The organism is Streptomyces sp. NPDC001020 (assembly GCF_053599115.1).
The window spans coordinates 14,804-29,728 of the sequence record NZ_JBSFLQ010000036.1; the positions used below are offsets into that span (position 1 = coordinate 14,804).

The window sequence follows — 14,925 nt, forward strand, 5'->3', positions numbered from 1 at the left end:
AGCCCTGTCCCGGCAACGTGCGAGCCTCAGCCTATCGAGATCCGGTCACACTCCCGAATCGCGGGACCGCCCCGGTGCCCGCGCGACATGCAAGGACCGTACCCTTGCCGCCATGCGACACCGCTCCATCCCGGGCGCCCGCGGGCGCGTCCGGCCCCTCACCCTGCTCGGCGATCGCGTGCTGCGTACGCCGTGCGCGGAGGTCACCGCCTTCGGCCCCGAACTGGCCCGGCTCGTCGAGGACATGTTCGCCACGATGTACGCCGCGCGGGGCGTGGGGCTGGCCGCCAACCAGATCGGGGAGCCGCTGCGGGTGTTCGTGTACGACTGTCCGGATGACGAGGACGTGCGTCATCTGGGACACGTGGTCAACCCGCGGCTCGTGGCGGCCGACGGTGTGGTGCTGCGCGGTCCGGAGGGGTGTCTGTCCCTGCCGGGTCTTGAGGCGGGAACCGAGCGCTACGACCAGGCGGTCGTCGAGGGCTTCACGGTGGACGGCGAACCGGTGCGGGTGCACGGCACGGGGTGGTTCGCCCGGTGCCTGCAGCACGAGTGCGACCACTTGGACGGGGGCCTTTATGTGGACAGGCTCGGCGGCCTGCGCCGGCGGAGGGTGATGCGGCAGGTGGCCAGGGCCTCCTGGAACCGCCGGGACGTCGCACCCCGGTAGTCCCCGGCCGGCCGGGGACTACCCGTGCGTCAGAACCCGGGGCCTCCCACGCGGTTCCCGGCGGCGGCCAGCCGTCCCCACAGCAGATCCGCCAGGCTCCGCACCAACTCCGCCCGTGAACAGGGCCGTTCGCCGAGCCACCAGTCACCGGCGGCGTGCATCATGCCGACGATGCCATGTCCCCACACGCGGGCGAGCCGGTGGCTGTCCGGGCCGAGGTCCACCCGTTCCTCGATGACCTGGGCCAGGTCCTCGCCCATGCGGCGCAGCAACGGAATGGAGTGTCTGCCCGTGTCGAAGCCCTGGTCGCTCTGGGAGCCGCCCTCCGCCGGATGCATCAGGAAGCGGTACACCTGCGGCCGTGCCTCGATCGCCGCCAGATAGGTGTCCAGCGTGGCCTCGACCCGCTCCCGTCGTTCGGCCGGGGCGTCCAGCGCCGCCCGCAGCGAGTCGAGCAGGGCGTCCGTGTGGCGCTTGGCGAGCGCGGCGTACAGCCCGCCCTTGTCGCCGAAGTGGCGGTAGAGGATCGGCTTGGTGATGCCCGCCTCGGCGGCGATGGCGTTCATCGAGGCGCCGGGACCGTCGCGCAGCACCACTCTGTCGGCGGCCTCCAGCAGCTCGCGCCGTCGGTGGTCGGCGGACCGCTGTTGATCGGTCCGCTGCCTGGTGTCCATGATCTCTCCCCACCTGCGCTGATCTGTGACGCCTGCGCAAACTAACACCGAAAGGCGGGTAGTCATCGAACGAGCTGCCGACCCCGCTCGTGGGCGCCTCACCGCCGGCTTGGGAGTTGACTTCTCCTACTGGCGAGTAACAGACTGCGAGTTACCGCAAGTAACATGCTAGCGCAGTGCTGGAGGGGACATGGCCGAGTTCACCATGGAGCTCAATGACGAACAGAAGGAGGTCCGGGACTGGCTGCACGGCTTCGCCGCCGATGTGATCCGCCCCGCCGCCGCCGAATGGGACGAGCGTGAGGAGACTCCCTGGCCGGTCATCCAGGAAGCCGCGAAGACCGGCATCTACTCCCTCGACTTCTACGCCCAGCAGTACTTCGACCCCACCGGCCTCGGCATACCGATGGCCATGGAGGAGCTGTTCTGGGGCGACGCCGGCATCGCCCTGTCGATCGTCGGCACCGGCCTCGCCGCCGTGGGCGTGCTCGCCAACGGCACCGAGGAGCAGATCGGCACCTGGATTCCCCAGATGTACGGCGACGCCAACGACGTCAAGGTGGCCGCGTTCTGCTCCTCCGAGCCCGACGCCGGTTCCGACGTCGCCTCGATGCGCACCCGTGCCGTGTACGACGAGGCCAAGGACGAGTGGGTCATCAACGGCACCAAGACCTGGGCGACGAACGGCGGCATCGCCAACGTCCACGTGGTCGTCGCGGTGGTCGACCCGGAGCTGGGCTCCAAGGGCCACGCCTCCTTCATCATCCCGCCGAACACGCCCGGCCTGTCCCAGGGCCAGAAGTTCAAGAAGCACGGCATCCGCGCCTCGCACACCGCCGAGGTGGTCCTCGACGGCGTCCGCCTCCCCGGCTCCTGTCTGCTCGGCGGCAAGGAGAAGCTGGACGAACGGCTGGCGCGCGCCCGCGAGAAGGCCAAGAAGGACGGCGAGCGCGTGAAGAACGCGGCGATGGCCACGTTCGAGGCGTCCCGTCCGGCGGTGGGCGCGATGGCCGTGGGTACCGCCCGGGCCGCGTACGAGGTGGCCCTGGACTACGCGAAGACGCGTGAGCAGTTCGGCCGACCGATCATCGACAACCAGGGCGTGGCCTTCCAGCTCGCGGACATGCGCACCCAGATCGACGCAGCCCGTCTGCTGGTGTGGCGCGCCTCCTGGATGGCGGTCAACGGCAAGCCGTTCACGGCGGCCGAGGGGTCGATGTCGAAGCTGTTCGCCAGTGAGACCGCGAAGAAGGTCACCGCGCAGGCGATCCAGATCCTCGGTGGCAACGGATACACCCGGGAGTACCCGGTGGAGCGGATGCACAGGGACGCGGCCATTTACACGATCTTCGAGGGGACGAGCGAGATCCAGCGGCTGGTGATTTCCCGGACTCTGTCGGGGATGCCGATCCGTTAGCGCCGTGGGGCGCCGGAGCTCACCGGTGCCTCAAAGGCGTCAGCTGTTCGATGTCGTACCGCCGCCGCAGCGCCTCGATCGCCTCGTGGTCCGGCGGACCCCCGTCGCGCAGGATCTCCAGCAACTCCTCGAAGTAACGCTCGTGATCCGGGGGCGGGGACGCCTGGAAGAACATCTTCGCGGGGGCCTCGGTGGGGTTCGCGAAGGCGTGCGGGCAGCCAGGGGGTACGACGATGACCGTGCCGGGCGTCGCGCGTACCACCCGGTTGCCCGTCCTCGACTCCCACTTCTGCCAGTGGTCGGGGGTCCGTACGCGCGGCTCGAAGGCGAGCACGTCCAGCTCGCCCTCGAGTATGTAGAACAACTCCTCGCTGCGCGTGTGCACATGGGCGCCGACGTCGAAGCCCGGCGGCACGAGCACCTCGAACGTGGACGAGATACGCGAGTGCGAGCCGGTCACCTTGAACGTCACGTGCTGGGCCGGTGTCTGCACGACGCGTCCGTGCCCCGGCGGCACGAGCAGGCCTTCGATGGCCGCCACGCCTTCCGTCGCCGTCATCAGTGGCTCACTCACTTCTTCGGCTTCGCGTTCTCGGAGCTCTGCCAGCGGCCCAGGGCCATCTCCGCGGTGATGCCCGGCCCGAAACCGGCCAGCAGCCCGCGCGAGGTGTCCTCGACACCGCCCGCCTCGAAGAGCCGGCGCAGCGCGTCCAGGACGACGGCGCTCGCGATGTTGCCGTACTCGGTGAGCGTGGCCCGGCTGAACCGGAAGGCCTCGTAGGGCACATCGAGGAACGTGCTCAGATCGTCGAGGATCCGCGGGCCACCGGCGTGGACGATGTAGAAATCCAGGTCGGAGGCGTCCCAGCCGTGGTGCCTCGCCAGTTCCTGAAGTGCCGGGGCGAGCGGTTCCATGGTGGTCGGCACCCGCTTGTCCAGGAGGAAGTGGAATCCGGTGGCGCGGACGTCGTACATGATCCACTCTTCGGTCTTGGGGATCAGGTACGAGCCGTTGAGTTCCAGCTTGACGCCGGTGCCGCCCTTGCCGCGGACGGCCGCGGCCGCGATGCCGTCACCGAACAGGCCGTTGGACAGCAGCGAGCCGACGCCCAGGTCGGTGGGCTGGTAGCACAGCGAGCAGAACTCGCAGGCCACGATGAGCGCGTTGGCGTCCGGGTAGGCGGTGCAGAAGTCGTGAGCCCGGTTGATGGCCGCGCCGCCCGCGGCGCAGCCCAACTGGGCTATCGGTATCTGCCGGGTGTCGGTGCCGAAGCCCATGGTGTTGATCAGCCACGCGGTCAGCGAGGGCATCATGAACCCGGTGCAGGACACGTAGATGATCACGTCGATGTCGGAGGCGAGCAGCTCGGCGTCGTCCAGCGCCCGCTGGACAACCGCGGGGACGCGGGCCTTGGCCTCGGCCTCATAGAGGTTGTTGCGCTCCTCGAAACCCGGGTGCTTCAGGGTTTCCTCGATGGGCTGCACGATGTGCCGGGTGCGGACCCCGGTGTTCTCGATCAGTCGCAGTGCCAGCGGGAGTTGGGGGTGGTCGGCGTGGCGGGAACGCGCGAGTTCGAGCGTCTCCTCCATCGTGATCACATGTTCCGGAACGGAAACCGCGGGTCTGCACAGAGTCGCCATGGGGCGCGCCTTCTTTCGCCTTGGCGAGGGACTCTCGTCCCCCGGCGGAAGGATGGGTCACCCCTACATCCGGGTGACCCACCCACGATCACCCCGCGGCGCCGGGATATCGCGTCGGATTACTCCACTCCAGCGATCGACGCAGAGTGAAGGTCAGGCACGAAGAGTGGCGGAGACGGGGCCGGGGGAGGCCCTGCGATGACGCGGAGCGTCAGAGAGCCGTTGGAGACGAGCACGGGGAAGTGCGCTCCTGGCCCGCACGGCGATCGGCTGCCCGACCTGAGCAGGCCCCGGCAGGGGCGCGCGGGACTGTCAGGCCCCAGCCGGCGCAACCGGCTAGCGCAGAGAGCTGTGCGCGATGCAGGCGACGTCGATCCGATCGGCGAGCTTCGCGAGCTCGATCGTGAGCGCGGCCACGGTGTCCTCGTCGAGCCCGTCCTCGCCGGCTTCCACCAGGCGCAGCCACCGGCCGCCCACCGTGCGCAGCAATTTGCTGACGTCGGCCGCCGCCACTTGCAACGTGCCGCGGTCGTCGACGATGAGCGGGAGGGTCACTTCGCGGTTCACAGGAGCGATCGTAGCCCGCGGAACGCTCACGCCCCGTGCCATACGGTGGTGATGTTGCAGAACTCCCGGATTCCGTGTCCGGACAGCTCGCGGCCGTAACCGGACCGCTTGACCCCGCCGAACGGGAACGCCGGATGGGACGCCGTCATCCCGTTGACGTACACGCCACCTGCCTCCACATCCTGTACGAAGCGGTCGACCTCAGTGCCGTTGTGCGTCCACACGTTGGAACTCAGCCCGAACGGCGCGTCGTTCGCGATCGCCACCGCCTCGTCGAGGTCCGCGGCCCGGTAGAGCGTGGCGACCGGACCGAACGCCTCCTCGTGGTGGATGCGCATCTGCGGGGTGACGTCGGCGAGAACGGTCGGCGGGTAGTACCAGCCGGGCCGGTCGGGACGCTCGCCCCCGCACAGTACCGTCGCGCCGTTCTCCACCGCGTCGGCGACGAGTTCCTCCAGATCGGCGCGCCCCTGCTTGCTGGAGAGCGGCCCGACGTCGGTCTCCTCATCCATCGGGTCACCGGTCTTCAGCGCCTTCATACCGGCCGTGAACCGCTCGGCGAACGCGTCGAACACATCCGTGTGAGCGATGAACCGCTTGGCGGCGATGCAGGACTGCCCGTTGTTCTGCACACGTGCCGTCACCGCTACCTCGGCGGCCCGGTCGAGGTCCGCGGACGGCATGACGACGAAGGGGTCGCTGCCGCCCAGTTCCAGGACCGTCTTCTTGACCTCGTCCCCGGCGACCGACGCGACGGCACGGCCGGCCGGTTCGCTGCCCGTGAGGGTGGCGGCTTTGACCCGGGGATCGCGCAGGACCTTCTCCACCGTGCCCGAGCCGACGAGCAGGGTCTGGAAGCAGCCCTCGGCGAAGCCCGCCCGGCGGAACAGGTCCTCCAGGTACAGCGCGGTCTGCGGGACGTTCGAGGCGTGCTTGAGCAGCCCCACGTTGCCCGCCATCAGCGCGGGCGCGGCGAACCGGACCACCTGCCACAGCGGGAAGTTCCAGGGCATCACGGCGAGCACCGGGCCGAGCGGCCGGTAGCGCACGATCACCCAGGAGGCGCCCGATTCCTTCACGTCCTGCTCGCCGGGTTCCTCGTCGGCCAGTAGTTCCTCGGCATGGTTGGCGTACCAGCGCATCGCCTTGGCGCACTTCGCGGCCTCCGCGCGGGCCTGCCGGACGGGTTTGCCCATTTCGGTGGTCATTGTCCGGGCGATGTCCCGCTCGTCCTCCTCGAGCAGGTCGGCGGCCCTGTGCATGCGCAGCGCCCGTTCGGCGAACGTGGTCGTGCGATGAGTACGAAAGGCGGTGTCGGCGGCGGCGAGCCTGCGCTCGATCTCCTCCGCGCTCAGGGCGTCATACGTCTTGAGTGTCTCGCCGGTCGCCGGGTTCACGGTGGCGATGGGCATGGCCGACCTCCTGGGAACGCGCTCTGCCTCGACCTTCCCGCGCCGCGGTAGCCACCGCAACGCGGAGGTGCTCCCGGTTCGCCTGCCGGGCGCTCCTTCGGCTCTCAGACCGAGTGCTCCGCGAGCTGGTCGAGAAACACCGCCTGCGCCTTCACGATGACATCGCGGGCCCGGTCGAGACCGATCCACTCCATGCGGTCCAGTTCGGGGAACTCCTGGACGCGCCCGGATCTCGGTGGCCACTCCATCGTGAACGTGCCGGGCTCGACCGACGCCGGGTCGAGGTCCGCCTCGACCGCCCAGGCCGTGACGATCTTGCCGCCCGTCTGTCGCACCTCGCCGAGCGGGACGGCTTTCCCCTCGGGCGGCGGCAGCCCCAGCTCTTCCCGGAACTCGCGGCGCGCGGCGTCCCACGCGGACTCGGCGGGGTCGTACTCGCCCTTGGGTATGGTCCACGCCCCGGCCTCCCGGCGGGCGAAGAACGGGCCGCCCATATGACCGAGGAGGACTTCCAGACCGTGTGCGGTATGCCGGAACAGCAGGAGCCCGGCGCTGCGCCTGTTCCGATCGCTCATGGCAGCAGCCCAGGGTGCGCGGCCAGTACCGTCTCCACGGAGTCGGCCTCCTGCGGCCGCTTGTCCTCCCGGTAGCGCACGACCCGGGCGAAGCGCAGGGTGACGCCGACCGGGTAGCGGCTGGACCGCTGCAGCCCGTCGTAAGCGATCTCGACCACGAGCGCGGGGCGTACGGTCACCACCCAGCCGTCGTCCTCGACGGCCAGCTCCTTCAGCCGCTCGGTCTGCCAGGCGAGCATGGCGTCCGTCATGCCCTTGAACGTCTTGCCGAGCATCACGAAGGAACCGTCCGGGGCGCGGGCACCGAGGTGCAGGTTGGAGAGCTTGCCGGTACGCCGGCCGTGGCCCCACTCGGCGGCCAGCACCACCAGGTCGAGGGTGTGCACAGGCTTGATCTTGAGCCAGGAGGCGCCGCGTCGGCCCGCGCTGTACGGGGCGTCGAGTGCCTTCACCACCACACCTTCGTGACCGCGGCGCAGGGTCTCGGCGAGGAAGGCCTCCGCGGCGGCCACCTCCCCGGGTCCCCGGACGAGTGCGCGCCGTACCCGCATCGGCTCGGGTACGAGCCGGGCCAGCTCGGCGTGGCGCTCCGTGAACGGCAGGTCCAGCAGGTCCCGGCCGTCAACGGACAGCGCGTCGAAGAAGACGGGGGAGACGGGGACGGCCGCGGCGGCCGTCGTCACGTCCACCCGGGAGCCGACGCGCCCGGAGGTCTCCTGGAACGAGCGCGGCCGCCCCTCCTCGCCCAGGGCGATGACCTCGCCGTCCAGGATGAACCGCTCACCCGACAGCCCCAGCGCCGCGGAGGTGAGTTCGGGCAGTCGGTCGGTGATGTCGTCGAGGGTGCGGGTGTGGACGTGGACGTCGTCGCCGTCCCGGTGCACCTGGACGCGGATGCCGTCCAGTTTCTCCTCGACGGCGCACGCGCCCAGCCTGCCGACGGCCTCGGCTACCGAGGACGCGGTCTGCGCGAGCATCGGCAGGACCGGTCGGCCGATCGTGAGCCGGAACCTGTCGAGGGCCGGCGGACCGTCCGCAAGCAGGACCCGTGCCACGGTCTGGAGCGATCCGGCGAGCATGACGGCCCGCCGTACGTCCGCCGCAGAAGCTCCGGCCGCCTCCGCCAGCCCCTCGACGGCCAGGGCGTCGAGCGCGCCCTGGCGCATCTCACCGGTGATCAGACCGAACAGGAACCGCTGCTCGTCCGCGGTGGCCGCCGCCAGCAACTCGCCCACCAGGCGCTTGCGTTCGGCCTGCGATCCGGCGCCGGTGACGGAACCGATCCGGGTCAGCCGGGCATCCACCTCGCGCACGGTGAGCGTGGGCTCCTCGGCGGGCGGAATTCGCTGGTCGAGAAGCCTCCACCCGATACCGAGCCGTCCCTGGGGCAGACGGCCCGCCAGATACGGGATGACGATCGGTACGTCGTCGGCGTCGGCGTCCCGGAACAGCTCACCGAGCAGCGCGATCTTCCGGGACCGCGCCGAGGAGGCGGCGACTTCCCGGGACACATGGGCGAGCCGGGTCAGCAGCATGCAGCCATGGTGCACCGGCCGCGGCCGCCATGCGCCCGGCGGCACCGGTGCGGGGGTGGCGGAGCACCTCGGACTGGCCCGCGGTGCGTGCGAATGCACGTTCGCGCGCGACCCGCCGGTGGATGACGTGCACGATGTGTTCCCGATTGGCAAGCGACCGCTTAGTATGCGATCGACTCCGGTCAGACGCAGCAGTCCCCCGTGGAGGCCCCGCATGCAGGCATGGCGCGTGTACGAGAACGGCGAGCCGAGCGAGGTGACGCGGCTCCGTGAGGCGGCACGGCCGACGCCCGGCGAGGCCCCGGCCGTGCTGAGGGCATGTACCGCCGCCATCGACTTCCTGGCCACGGGCCGGGTCACCGAGGTGCTGGAGCACGGAGCCGCGGTATGACCGAAGCCACCGAACTCCTGGTACGCACGCGGAAGTTGCTGGCCGCGCACCCTCCCGCCGGCACCGGCCGACTCGACTTCCTGAGGGCCCGCTTCGACGCCGGACTGGCCTGGGTGCACTACCCGGAGGGCCTCGGCGGACTCGGTGCCCCGCGCTCGCTCCAGGCCGTCGTCGACGCGGAACTGGAAGCCGCGGGCGCGCCCGACAACGATCCGCGACGCATCGGCATCGGACTCGGCATGGCCGCGCCGACGATCCTCCGCTTCGGCACCGAAGAGCAGAAGCGGCGCTACCTCAAGCCTCTGTGGACGGGCGAGGAAGTGTGGTGCCAGCTTTTCAGCGAGCCCGGTGCCGGATCCGATCTCGCGGCGCTCGGCACGCGGGCCGTCCGCGACGAGCAGGGCCCCTCGCGCTCGAGCGAAGCCGAGACCGGGGGAGGATGGGTGGTCAACGGCCAGAAGGTGTGGACGTCCAGCGCCCATCTGGCCCGCTGGGCCATCCTCATCGCCCGCACCGACCCGGACGTGCCCAAGCACCAGGGCATCACCTACTTCATCTGCGACATGACCGACCTCGGCGTCGAGGTCCGGTCGCTGCGGCAGATCACCGGCGAGGCCGAGTTCAACGAGGTCTTCCTCACCGACGTCCGCATCCCCGACAGCTGTCGCCTCGGCGAGGTCGGCGACGGCTGGCGGGTCGCACAGACCACCCTGATGAACGAGCGTGTGTCCATCGGCGGTATGCGTGTCCCCCGGGAAGGCGGCATGATCGGCCCGGTCGCGAAGACCTGGCGCGAGCGCCCCGACCTGCGCACCCACGACCTGCATCAGCGGCTGCTGGAGCTGTGGGTCCAGGCCGAGGTCGTCCGCCTCACCGGCGAACGGCTGCGCCAGCAACTCGTCGCGGGCCAGCCCGGTCCCGAAGGCTCCGGCATGAAGCTCGCGTTCGCCCGCCTCAACCAGGAGATCAGCGGTCTGGAGGTCGAAATCCTCGGTTCCGAAGGCCTGTTGTACGACGACTGGACCATGCGCCGCCCGGAACTGGTGGACTTCACCGGCCGTGAGGCCGGTTACCGCTACCTGCGCGCCAAGGGCAACAGCATCGAGGGCGGGACCAGCGAGGTCCTGCTGAACATCGTCGCAGAGCGGGTCCTGGGCCTGCCCGCCGAGCCACGCACCGACAAGGACATCCCCTGGAAGGACCTGGCCCGATGACGACGCAGCCCGATCTGCTGTACTCGGAGGAGGAAGAGGCGCTGCGCCGCGCCGTCCGGGATCTCCTCACGGACCACTGCGACCCGGCAGGCGTCATCGCGCGCATCGCCTCGAACGCCCCGCACGACCGGTCGCTGTGGAAGACGCTCGCGCAGAGCATGGGACTCGCCGGGCTGCTGGTGCCGGAGTCCCTGGGCGGCCAGGGCGCCTCACACCGTGAAGCCGCCGTCGTCCTGGAGGAGTTGGGGCGGGCCGTCGCTCCGGTGCCGTACCTCACGAGCGCCGTCGTCGCGACCGAGGCGCTGCTCGCCTGCGGCGGCGACGAGGCCGCCGGGCTCCTCGCGGAGCTGGCGTCCGGACGGACCGTGGGAGCACTCGCGGTCGGGCTCGCTGTCCGGCCCGGCGGTGCCTATCGCGTCGTACGCCATGAAGAGGGGTCGCTGTACGGCGAGTTGACTACCGTCGCGGACGCGGCCGTCGCCGACGTGCTGCTGGTCCCGGCGCGGGACGGCGGTCTGTACGCGGTGGACGCGGATGCGGCGACCATCATCCCGCAGGTTTCCCTGGACCTCACCAGGCCGCTCGCCACGGTCACCTTCGACGGGGCGGCCGGGCGCCTGCTGACGGATGACGCACAGACATCCGTACGACGGGCCCTGTGTGGCGGCGCCGGACTGCTCACCGCCGAGCAACTCGGAGTCGCCGAATGGTGTTTGACCCAGACCGTGCGCCATCTGAAAGAGCGCAGGCAGTTCAACCGGCCGCTCGGAGGCTTCCAGGCACTCAAGCACCGGCTCGCCGAGCTGTGGCTGGAGGTCGCCGGCCTGCGGGCCGCGGCGCGCAACGCCGCCGACGCGCTCGCCACCGGCAGTGAGGACATGGACATCGCGGTCGCCGTCGCCCAGGCGTACGCGGCACCCGTCGCCGTCCATGCCGCCGAGGAGGCAGTGCAACTGCACGGCGGTGTCGGTATGACGTGGGAGCACCCGGTTCATCTGTATCTGAAGCGGGCGAAGGCGGATTCGATCGCGTACGGAACCGCCGGCAGCCATCGCGCGACACTGGCCGAACTGGCCGATCTCCGCGCGCCCTGACACCTCCCTGACGGGGCCCGCCCTACTTGGGGCGGGCTTTTCGCGTGTGCCGACGACGAAGTGACCACATGCGGATCCTGGAATTGCCTACGCCGTAGGGGAATTGGTCCGCGTGGAAGGCCCGGTGGTTTCCCCGATATTCACGAGCGGTCGCAGAACCACACGTTCGGGGGACACGTCAGCCGCCCGGACCAACCCTCCACTACGCCACACTTGCGGCCGAAAGCCGCGAAGCGGGCGTGGTGGAGGAGGACGACGATGGCGATTTCCATCTCTATGGTGCTGCTACTCCTGGTTTTTGCGGTGATTTTCCTACGCAACGGCGCGTTGAAGATCTCGCACGCCATCATCTGCGTTCTGCTCGGCTTCTTCCTGGCCAGTTCGAGCATGGCCCCTCCCCTTCACGAGGGGCTGGCGGCGACGGCGGACCTCGTCAGTGGCCTGCGTCCCTGACCTTCAGGAGACGGAGAAGACCCCGATCCCGTTCGGGACCGGGCGTTCGACGCCCACGCTGGGGTGGTTGCGCACGGTTGCGGCGCTCGCTTTCGGGGCCCGGGTGACCAGCGTTGTGGAGCCGCCGCCGTCCAGGTTGAAACCGTCCGTGGCACCCAACTTGCGCAATACCCACGCTACTTCGGCGACGGTCAGGCCGCTGCGGTAACGGGCCGCGCCGTCGAGCGCGAGGAGCAGCAGACGATGGCCGCTGTCCTTGATGCCCACCGCGGTGCGTACGGCGGAGGTCGTGGCGTCGAGTCCGGGCAGTGGCGTGCCGTGCCGCAGTACGGGGAAGCCGCCGATGGCGAAGGTGTACGCGACCTGGGACCCGGCCGCCACCAGGCGGTGGCGCACCTGGACCCGCTCGCCCTTGAAGAGACGGCGCAACTGCCGCGCCCCCGACTCACGGCCCACGAGCACCGTGGTGCCTGCCGCGATGGGGCCGGCGCCGGGTCGGTTGGCCGTGGCGACGACCCGGCCGTTCCTGATCGTCACCTCGTAGGTGTCCTTGGTGCACCGCGCGGCCCTGCTGGTGTCGGTGCCGCAGGTGGCCCGCATCCGTGACGCACTGCCCCAGTCCGAGGTGTAGGCCCCGATCGAACCCTGCGGCAGCGCGTACTGGTTGAGCCCACCGAGCTTCAGCCGCCCCCGCAGCGTGCTCACGGAACCGGCCAGGGCCAGCCGGCCGAGCCGGGCCCTGTGATCCACGCCCACCCCGAGCACGTCCTTGGTGCTCGTACCGGGCGGCAGGGCGGGCCCGAACCGCTGACCGTCCGGGACGGCGGCCTTGAGTGTGCGCCCGTTGGCGACCGCGGGGCCGTCGGACGAACCGGTCGCCGCGACTCCCGGGTGCTGGGTCTCGGTGATGTCGAAGAAGTCACCGTTGATTCCCGCGACCGCGTTCTGAGCGTCGGCGAGCCGTGAGACGCTGGCCCGCGCCGCCATGGCCCCCGGATGCAACAGGCCGACCCGTACGCGCGGATTGCGCAGGTCGACGCTGAGCAGGTGCGCGCGGGTCACGCCCTTGGCCGCGAGGATGGTGAACTCGCTGTACTGGACGCCCGGTGCGATCGTTCTGGTGCTCTGCGCGCCACTGGCCGGTGCCGCTCCCATGAGGGCCGCGCCGGCCAGCACGCTCCATGCTGTAAGAGCCGTCAGTGCCGTTCTGAGCCGCCTGTCGCGACGTGTCATCGCTCCCCCTGATGCCTTGTCCACTTCCCCGGCGATCGGGGGAAGTGCAGCAGAACGCGAGGGTGCCGCGTGGTCTTATCGCCTCAAGGACGCGGGAACGGGTGAGGAAACGCACTCCTTCGAGTGCTTCTGAGGGAAGCTCTCGCGCAGCGGCCCGGGGTTGGTCGACGGCCACACCGCGATCCTGCCTCCGTCGCCCCGCTCGATGGCGCTGTGCGCCACCCGTGGTGCCTTCCCTGTGGTCGCGGGTCCGTACGCCTGGTGTCGTGCTGCGGTTCGGGGCCGTCATGCGTGTGGGTGCCGGGGTTCCGGTGCGGTAGTCTTTACCTGCGCGATCACGTGGAACACCGTGGGAGCGCATCGGGACGTGGCGCAGCTTGGTAGCGCACTTGACTGGGGGTCAAGGGGTCGCAGGTTCAAATCCTGTCGTCCCGACTCGTAAGAGTCGCAGGTCAGGGGCCGTTTCGGAGGCATCCGAAATGGCCCCTTGCTTTTCCCGGGGACCATTTGGGGACCAGCGCCGGCTGTGCGGACCGTCTCTCTCCGCTGAGGTGGACCTTACTGGTCTGCGGCGGCAGCAGTTCCTGCCCGGAGGCTGAGCCTGCCGCCGGGCCCGGCAACCGGAGCCGGGCTCACCCGAAAAGCGGTGCTGGCGCGGCCTCGCCCGCCAGGATTCGCCACGTGGTCACCCGCAGGCACCCGCCTACTGTCAAGTCCGTCTGTTGGTCGGCTACTGACCGTCTCCAGGGTGCGAGCCTCGTGCAGGTCCACAACTCGTTCAGTGCGGGCTTCGTCGCGGAGATGCCGTCCAGGTGCAGCGAGAGCACCTCGCCCGGCCGCAACCCGCCGTCCAGCGTCAGCACCGCAGCCCGGCGCCCGGCACTCGCCCGCTGCGATACCCGCACGCCCTCGACCAGGACGACCGTGGCGACGAGTGATTCCAGGCCGTCACGGGCGCGAGCTGGATGGGACGGCTTCGGCCCAGCCTGCAGGACGGCCAGGTCAGGGAAGTGGCCCCTTTCCCGGGCCGTTCCCGGACGGCTTTCCCCTGCTCACAGGCCGAACAGCCTTGCCGCGTTGTCGTGGCACACGGCCCGCAGCCACTCCTGTCCGACGTCCAGGCGCTCCAGAACGTGGAGTTGGTGTAGGTAGGGGTAGGGGATGTTGGGGAAGTCGGAGCCGAGCAGGATGCGGTCGCCGAGGTCGGCGAGCCGTGGCAGGGCCCGGCGAGGGAAGGGCATGAACGCCTCGGTGAAGTCGGTGAACGCCATCGTCGTATCGAGCCGCACCTGCCCGTACCGCTCGGCGAGGGAGAGGAACTCCTCGTACTCGGGCATCCCCATGTGCGCGACGATCAGCCGCAGCTTCGGGTGCCGTGCCAGCACCTGCGCGATCGGCTCGGGGCCGGTGTGCTTGCCGGGAGCGGGCCCGGAGCCGCAGTGGACCACCACGGGGACCTGGGCCTCGGCCAGCAGGCCCCATGCCTGCTCGAGGAGTTCGTCGGCCGGGTCGTATGCCCCGACCTGTACGTGCGCCTTGAACACGCGCGCGCCCGCTTCGACGGCCTCGCGGACGTAGGTATCGACGCCCGGTTCCGGATAGAGAGTTGCGGTGTGCAGGCACTCGGGGGTCCGGCGGGCGAAGTCGGCCGCCCATCCGTTCAGCCACCGAGCCATGCCGGGCTTGTGCGGGTAGAGCATGGCGGTGAAGGCCCGGACGCCGAACTGCCGCAGCACGGCCGCCCGTTCCGCCTCCTGCTGCCGGTAGGTGATCGGCCACTCCAGTCCGCCGATCAGCGGCCCCTGCGTGTCGAAGTAGTTCCAGACCTTGTGCAGGACACGCTCGGGCATGAAATGCGTGTGGACGTCGACCAGGCCGGGAAGCCCGAGCCGACCCCAGAAACGACGGACCTCACCGGCCTCCTCACCCGAACCCGAAGCCGCATCACTCTCGGCGCCTCGCGAGCCTGCGGCGCTCGACCCTGGAGACCCGGCAACGGACGAGCAGCCGGAGGCCGGGTGGTGATCGTTCATATGGGCCAGGATGGGG

Annotated in this window: 16 protein-coding genes and 1 tRNA gene; 8 read left to right on the plus strand and 9 right to left on the minus strand. The window is 70.1% G+C overall.

What is annotated here, in order from left to right:
* Window positions 1-112 precede the first annotated feature (112 nt).
* Window positions 113-670 (plus strand): peptide deformylase, encoded by a 558-nt coding sequence (gene def / locus ACWDEX_RS28390; protein WP_450467076.1) that lies wholly within the window; start codon window positions 113-115, stop codon window positions 668-670.
* A 29-nt stretch (window positions 671-699) separates the two neighbouring features.
* On the opposite strand, the gene ACWDEX_RS28395 is transcribed toward def, so the two are convergent.
* Entirely contained in the window at window positions 700-1,344 is a 645-nt protein-coding gene (locus ACWDEX_RS28395; protein WP_450467078.1) for a TetR family transcriptional regulator, read from the minus strand.
* Window positions 1,345-1,534: 190 nt separating this feature from the next.
* Between ACWDEX_RS28395 and ACWDEX_RS28400 the strand changes: the two genes are divergently transcribed.
* Window positions 1,535-2,761, plus strand: coding sequence for an acyl-CoA dehydrogenase family protein (locus ACWDEX_RS28400; protein WP_450467079.1), 1,227 nt, complete (start codon window positions 1,535-1,537; stop codon window positions 2,759-2,761).
* Between the two features lie 19 nt (window positions 2,762-2,780).
* On the opposite strand, the gene ACWDEX_RS28405 is transcribed toward ACWDEX_RS28400, so the two are convergent.
* The 6 genes from ACWDEX_RS28405 to ACWDEX_RS28430 all read right to left on the minus strand — a co-directional run bounded on the left by ACWDEX_RS28405 (window position 2,781) and on the right by ACWDEX_RS28430 (window position 8,491).
* Entirely contained in the window at window positions 2,781-3,320 is a 540-nt protein-coding gene (locus tag ACWDEX_RS28405; protein WP_450467081.1) for a cupin domain-containing protein, read from the minus strand.
* A gap of 11 nt (window positions 3,321-3,331) precedes the next feature.
* A complete protein-coding gene (locus tag ACWDEX_RS28410) occupies window positions 3,332-4,456 on the minus strand; it encodes a type III polyketide synthase (RefSeq protein WP_450467166.1) in 1,125 nt (374 codons plus the stop codon).
* A gap of 282 nt (window positions 4,457-4,738) precedes the next feature.
* Complete coding sequence (locus tag ACWDEX_RS28415; RefSeq protein WP_071366487.1) at window positions 4,739-4,969, minus strand: DUF6213 family protein; 231 nt, start codon at window positions 4,967-4,969, stop codon at window positions 4,739-4,741.
* A 26-nt stretch (window positions 4,970-4,995) separates the two neighbouring features.
* Window positions 4,996-6,381: an NADP-dependent succinic semialdehyde dehydrogenase gene (locus ACWDEX_RS28420; protein WP_450467082.1), complete on the minus strand. Its 1,386-nt coding sequence runs from the start codon at window positions 6,379-6,381 to the stop codon at window positions 4,996-4,998.
* 104 nt (window positions 6,382-6,485) lie between these two features.
* Window positions 6,486-6,956, minus strand: coding sequence for an NUDIX domain-containing protein (locus ACWDEX_RS28425; RefSeq protein ID WP_450467084.1), 471 nt, complete (start codon window positions 6,954-6,956; stop codon window positions 6,486-6,488).
* A complete protein-coding gene (locus ACWDEX_RS28430; protein WP_450467085.1) occupies window positions 6,953-8,491 on the minus strand; it encodes an ATP-dependent DNA ligase in 1,539 nt (512 codons plus the stop codon). The genes ACWDEX_RS28425 and ACWDEX_RS28430 overlap by 4 nt, the downstream gene beginning before the upstream one ends.
* A gap of 214 nt (window positions 8,492-8,705) precedes the next feature.
* On the opposite strand from ACWDEX_RS28430, the gene ACWDEX_RS28435 reads away from it, so the two are divergent.
* The 4 genes from ACWDEX_RS28435 to ACWDEX_RS28450 all read left to right on the plus strand — a co-directional run bounded on the left by ACWDEX_RS28435 (window position 8,706) and on the right by ACWDEX_RS28450 (window position 11,643).
* Window positions 8,706-8,882 (plus strand): hypothetical protein, encoded by a 177-nt coding sequence (locus ACWDEX_RS28435; protein ID WP_450467086.1) that lies wholly within the window; start codon window positions 8,706-8,708, stop codon window positions 8,880-8,882.
* On the plus strand, window positions 8,879-10,096 hold the full coding sequence (locus ACWDEX_RS28440) for an acyl-CoA dehydrogenase family protein (protein ID WP_450467087.1): 1,218 nt from the start codon (window positions 8,879-8,881) through the stop codon (window positions 10,094-10,096). Before ACWDEX_RS28435 ends, ACWDEX_RS28440 begins: the two co-directional genes overlap by 4 nt.
* The gene (locus ACWDEX_RS28445; RefSeq protein ID WP_450467089.1) at window positions 10,093-11,190 is read left to right on the plus strand and encodes an acyl-CoA dehydrogenase family protein; all 1,098 of its coding nucleotides are present in this window, start codon (window positions 10,093-10,095) and stop codon (window positions 11,188-11,190) included. Before ACWDEX_RS28440 ends, ACWDEX_RS28445 begins: the two co-directional genes overlap by 4 nt.
* A gap of 258 nt (window positions 11,191-11,448) precedes the next feature.
* Window positions 11,449-11,643 (plus strand): hypothetical protein, encoded by a 195-nt coding sequence (locus ACWDEX_RS28450; protein WP_450467090.1) that lies wholly within the window; start codon window positions 11,449-11,451, stop codon window positions 11,641-11,643.
* Between the two features lie 3 nt (window positions 11,644-11,646).
* Here the strand turns inward: ACWDEX_RS28450 and ACWDEX_RS28455 are convergent, their stop codons facing one another.
* Complete coding sequence (locus ACWDEX_RS28455; protein ID WP_450467091.1) at window positions 11,647-12,876, minus strand: phosphodiester glycosidase family protein; 1,230 nt, start codon at window positions 12,874-12,876, stop codon at window positions 11,647-11,649.
* Between the two features lie 361 nt (window positions 12,877-13,237).
* On the opposite strand from ACWDEX_RS28455, the gene ACWDEX_RS28460 reads away from it, so the two are divergent.
* Both ACWDEX_RS28460 and ACWDEX_RS28465 read left to right on the plus strand, forming a co-directional pair.
* Window positions 13,238-13,311 (plus strand) — tRNA-Pro (locus ACWDEX_RS28460).
* 377 nt (window positions 13,312-13,688) lie between these two features.
* Window positions 13,689-13,814 carry a hypothetical protein gene (locus tag ACWDEX_RS28465; protein ID WP_450467092.1) on the plus strand — a complete coding sequence of 42 codons (126 nt, stop codon included), beginning with the start codon at window positions 13,689-13,691 and terminating at the stop codon, window positions 13,812-13,814.
* A gap of 114 nt (window positions 13,815-13,928) precedes the next feature.
* Here ACWDEX_RS28465 and ACWDEX_RS28470 read toward each other — a convergent pair whose 3' ends face one another.
* On the minus strand, window positions 13,929-14,909 hold the full coding sequence (locus ACWDEX_RS28470) for an amidohydrolase family protein (protein WP_450467094.1): 981 nt from the start codon (window positions 14,907-14,909) through the stop codon (window positions 13,929-13,931).
* Window positions 14,910-14,925: the final 16 nt, after the last annotated feature.

Bases quoted from the DNA above. Each gene is read 5' to 3' on its own strand.
- def (WP_450467076.1), top strand. From the start codon at position 113: ATGCGACACCGCTCCATCCCGGGCGCCCGCGGGCGCGTCCGGCCCCTC.
- ACWDEX_RS28450 (WP_450467090.1), top strand. From the start codon at position 11,449: ATGGCGATTTCCATCTCTATGGTGCTGCTACTCCTGGTTTTTGCGGTG.
- ACWDEX_RS28430 (WP_450467085.1), bottom strand. From the start codon at position 8,491: ATGCTGCTGACCCGGCTCGCCCATGTGTCCCGGGAAGTCGCCGCCTCC.
- ACWDEX_RS28425 (WP_450467084.1), bottom strand. From the start codon at position 6,956: ATGAGCGATCGGAACAGGCGCAGCGCCGGGCTCCTGCTGTTCCGGCAT.
- ACWDEX_RS28445 (WP_450467089.1), top strand. From the start codon at position 10,093: ATGACGACGCAGCCCGATCTGCTGTACTCGGAGGAGGAAGAGGCGCTG.
- ACWDEX_RS28400 (WP_450467079.1), top strand. From the start codon at position 1,535: ATGGCCGAGTTCACCATGGAGCTCAATGACGAACAGAAGGAGGTCCGG.
- ACWDEX_RS28405 (WP_450467081.1), bottom strand. From the start codon at position 3,320: ATGACGGCGACGGAAGGCGTGGCGGCCATCGAAGGCCTGCTCGTGCCG.
- ACWDEX_RS28420 (WP_450467082.1), bottom strand. From the start codon at position 6,381: ATGCCCATCGCCACCGTGAACCCGGCGACCGGCGAGACACTCAAGACG.
- ACWDEX_RS28455 (WP_450467091.1), bottom strand. From the start codon at position 12,876: ATGACACGTCGCGACAGGCGGCTCAGAACGGCACTGACGGCTCTTACA.
- ACWDEX_RS28395 (WP_450467078.1), bottom strand. From the start codon at position 1,344: ATGGACACCAGGCAGCGGACCGATCAACAGCGGTCCGCCGACCACCGA.
- ACWDEX_RS28435 (WP_450467086.1), top strand. From the start codon at position 8,706: ATGCAGGCATGGCGCGTGTACGAGAACGGCGAGCCGAGCGAGGTGACG.
- ACWDEX_RS28470 (WP_450467094.1), bottom strand. From the start codon at position 14,909: ATGAACGATCACCACCCGGCCTCCGGCTGCTCGTCCGTTGCCGGGTCT.
- ACWDEX_RS28440 (WP_450467087.1), top strand. From the start codon at position 8,879: ATGACCGAAGCCACCGAACTCCTGGTACGCACGCGGAAGTTGCTGGCC.